The following is a 3,357-nucleotide window of genomic DNA, read 5'->3' on the forward strand; positions in this document are numbered from 1 at the left end:
CGACTCCTGGCCGCCGTGCAGCGTCGAGGACGAGGTGAACCCGCTGTAGACCTTGTCGGCGAGCAGGCCCTGCGCCCACTGCGGGCCGAGCTGGTCGATGAACTGCTTGAGCTGCGCGGCCACGTTGCCGTAGCGCGTCGGCGACCCGAAGATCACCGCGTCGGCCCAGAGGACGTCGTCCGCAGTCGCCTCGGGGACGCTCGCCGACTCCTCGCGGTGGGCCTTCCACTTCTCGTTGGAGTCCACGGCCTGCTGCGGCGCCAGCTCGGCGACATGGCGCAGGCGCACCTCGGCCCCGGCCTTTTCGGCCCCGGCCGCGTACTCCTGGGCGAGCTGGTGGATCGTGCCGGTCTGGCTGTAGTAGATGACGGCGACCTTCGTGGTCATGCGGGGGGAACACCCTTCGTCGACGAAAGAAGTTGCTTCTTCAACCGGTTACCCAGGGATCGGGTCCGGACACATGCGGCCGCGGCGCGCGCCCCGAGCGGGCGTCCCTACGCTGGCGACCATGACCGGGTCCCCACCGTTCGAGCCGCAGCGTCCCGATCCGCTGCGCTCCGACGACCTGACGACGCCGCGGCCGACCACCATCGACAAGCGGCGCGCCGAGCACCGGGACCCCGCGCGGCTCTCGTCGACCACCGACCAACGGCTGCTCGACTCGCGCGGCCCCGCCGAGTGGGTCCACTCCGACGCGTGGCGCCTGCAGCGGATCCACGCCGAGTTCGTCGAGGGCTTCAGCGTCCTCGCCGAGATCCCGCGCGCCGTCACCGTCTTCGGCTCCGCCCGCACCAGGCCCGACCACCCCGACTACGCGACCGGCATGGCCCTCGGCGGTGCGCTCGCCCGCGCCGGCTACGCGGTGATCACCGGCGGCGGGCCCGGGATCATGGAGGCCGCCAACCGCGGCTGCTCCGAGGCCGGTGGGCTGTCGGTCGGGCTCGGGATCGAGCTGCCGTTCGAGCAGGGCCTCAACCCGTGGGTCGACCTCGGCGTCGGCTTCCGCTACTTCTTCGCCCGTAAGACGATGTTCGTGAAGTACGCCCAGGCGTTCGTGTGCCTGCCCGGCGGCTTCGGCACCCTCGACGAGCTCTTCGAGGCGCTGGTCCTCGTCCAGACCGGCAAGGTCACCCGCTTCCCGGTCGTCCTGCTCGGGTCGGACTACTGGGGCGGGCTCGTCGACTGGCTGCGCACCAGCGCGCTCTCCCACGGGGTCATCAGCCCGCCCGACGTGGAGCTCATCACCGTCACCGACGACGTCGACGACGTCGTCGCGATCGTCGAGAAGGGCTTCGCCGAGCTCGTCGCGGACCCGGACCCGGGCCCGGAGCGGTGAGCCTCGCGGTCTGCGTGTTCTGCGCGTCCGGGCCGGTCGGCGACACCCACCTGGCGCTCGCCCGCGACGTGGGCGCCGGGATCGCGGCCCGCGGCTGGACGCTGGTCTCCGGCGGGGGCCGCGTCGGGATGATGGGGGAGGTCGCGCGCGCCGCACGGGCCGGGGGAGCGCACACCGTCGGGGTCATCCCGACCGGGCTCGTCGACCGCGAGGTCGCCGACGACGCGTCCGACGAGCTCGTCGTCGTCGACGGGATGCGCGAGCGCAAGGCCGCGATGGACGAGCGCTCGGAGGCCGTCGTCGCCCTGCCCGGCGGCCTCGGCACCCTCGAGGAGCTCTTCGAGACCTGGACCGCCCGCTACCTCGGGATGCACGCCAAACCGGTGGTCCTGTGCGACCCCACCGGTCACTACGACAGCCTGCTGCGCTGGGTGGAGGGCCTGACGGGGACCGGCTTCGTCTCGGCGGGCTCGCTGGACGCCCTGGTCCGCACGACGACCGCCGACGCGGCACTGGACGCGGTGGCGGCGGCCGTGCCGCAGCCGTCGTGACCGCCGCACGCCACGAGCCCTGGTTCTCCGCGCGGACCTGGGCGGAGCCGTCGTGGACGGCCGCGGAGCTGGCGGCGGCGAAGGCCGGGCGCACCGTCTCGGTGGTCCTGCCCGCGCTCGACGAGCAGGAGACCGTCGGCGGGGTGGTCGGGGCGGTGACGCCGCTGGTGGGCACGCTGGTCGACGAGGTCGTCGTCGTGGACTCCGGCTCCACCGACGCCACCGTCGCGCGCGCCGCGGCCGCCGGGGCCCGCGTGGTGTCCCGCGAGGAGGCGCTGCCCGGCGTGGCGGTGCGCCCGGGCAAGGGCGAGGTGCTGTGGCGGGCGCTCGCCGCGACCGCCGGGGACGTCGTGGTCTACCTCGACTCCGACCTCGTCGACGTCGACGCCCGCTTCGTCACCTCGCTGCTCGGCCCGTTGCTCACCGCGCCCGGGGTCGAGCTGGTCAAGGGCTTCTACCACCGCCCGCTGCGGTTGTCGGAGGACGACGTCATCGCCACCGGCGGCGGGCGGGTCACCGAGCTCGTCGCCCGGCCGGCCCTGGCCGCGCTGCGCCCCGAGCTCGCCGGGATCGTCCAGCCGCTCGGCGGGGAGTACGCCGCGACGCGGGCGCTGCTGGAGTCGCTGCCCTTCGCCGGCGGGTACGGCGTCGAGCTCGGGCTGCTGCTCGACACCCACCGGACCCGGGGGCTGGACGCCATCGGGCAGGTCGACCTCGGGGTCCGCAAGCACCGCCACCGCAGCCTGCGCGCCCTGGGCGTGACGGCGGCGGAGGTCCTCGACGTCGCGCTGCGCCGGTGCGCGGTCCTCGACGGGGGCCCGCGGCCGCTGACCCAGTTCGTGCCGGTCGGCGGGCAGTGGCTCCCCGAGACCCACGACGTGGCGACCGGCGACCGGCCCCCGATGCGCGAGCTGCTGGCGTCCTCGGGTGAACGGCGTCGTCCTGACGTCTGACGTCAGCAATGCGCCGTTGCTGCGGCGCGGTCTGGGCGCCCCCCTCGGGTGAACGGCGCCGTCCTGACGTCTGACGTCAGCAATGTGCCGTTGCTGCGGCGGGGCGGGTGGGCGCCCCGCGACCCACGGCGGGCGCCTGACGGCCGCCGTCGGGGGCCCGTGCCACCATCGCCCCATGGGCAGCGCGCTGGTCTACGTCCTCGTCGTCGGGGTCGTCGCGGCCGTCATCTACGTCGCGACGGCGCTGCTGGCCGGTCGGGGCGAGGAGCTCGAGCCCATGCCGCCCGGCGCCACGCCGACCCGGCTGCCCGCGCGGGACCTCACCGGCGTCGACGTCCGCGGGCTGCGGTTCCAGCAGGCCTTCCGCGGATACCGCATGAGCGAGGTGGACTGGGCGCTCGACCGGCTGGCCGCCGAGGTCGACGCGCTGCGGGCCCGCCTCGCCGTCCACGAGGGCCACCAGGCCCCGGCCCCCGCCGACCAGGAGGAGCCCGAGCCGCGCACCGACGTGGTGCTC

General features: G+C 74.9%; 5 protein-coding genes. 4 read left to right on the forward strand and 1 reads right to left on the reverse strand.

Going from position 1 to position 3,357, the window contains the following annotated elements; translation table 11 throughout:
- A partial coding sequence (locus AC0CYZ_RS23610; protein ID WP_472219857.1) for an NAD(P)H-dependent oxidoreductase occupies positions 1-387 on the reverse strand: 387 nt, incomplete at its 3' end.
- A gap of 121 nt (positions 388-508) precedes the next feature.
- Here AC0CYZ_RS23610 and AC0CYZ_RS23615 point away from each other — a divergent pair.
- The 4 genes from AC0CYZ_RS23615 to AC0CYZ_RS23630 all read left to right on the forward strand — a co-directional run.
- A complete protein-coding gene (locus AC0CYZ_RS23615) occupies positions 509-1,336 on the forward strand; it encodes an LOG family protein (protein WP_472219860.1) in 828 nt (275 codons plus the stop codon).
- Positions 1,333-1,887, forward strand: coding sequence for an LOG family protein (locus AC0CYZ_RS23620; protein WP_472219863.1), 555 nt, complete (start codon positions 1,333-1,335; stop codon positions 1,885-1,887). The genes AC0CYZ_RS23615 and AC0CYZ_RS23620 overlap by 4 nt, the downstream gene beginning before the upstream one ends.
- Positions 1,884-2,840: a glucosyl-3-phosphoglycerate synthase gene (locus AC0CYZ_RS23625; protein WP_472219866.1), complete on the forward strand. Its 957-nt coding sequence runs from the start codon at positions 1,884-1,886 to the stop codon at positions 2,838-2,840. Before AC0CYZ_RS23620 ends, AC0CYZ_RS23625 begins: the two co-directional genes overlap by 4 nt.
- A 175-nt stretch (positions 2,841-3,015) precedes the next feature.
- Positions 3,016-3,357: DivIVA domain-containing protein (locus AC0CYZ_RS23630; protein ID WP_472219868.1), on the forward strand; the 342-nt coding region annotated here is incomplete at its 3' end.

This window comes from Actinomycetospora sp., assembly GCF_055612215.1.

Excerpts from the sequence above, each read along its gene's own strand:
- AC0CYZ_RS23615 (WP_472219860.1), top strand. The coding sequence starts at position 509 with ATGACCGGGTCCCCACCGTTCGAGCCGCAGCGTCCCGATCCGCTGCGC.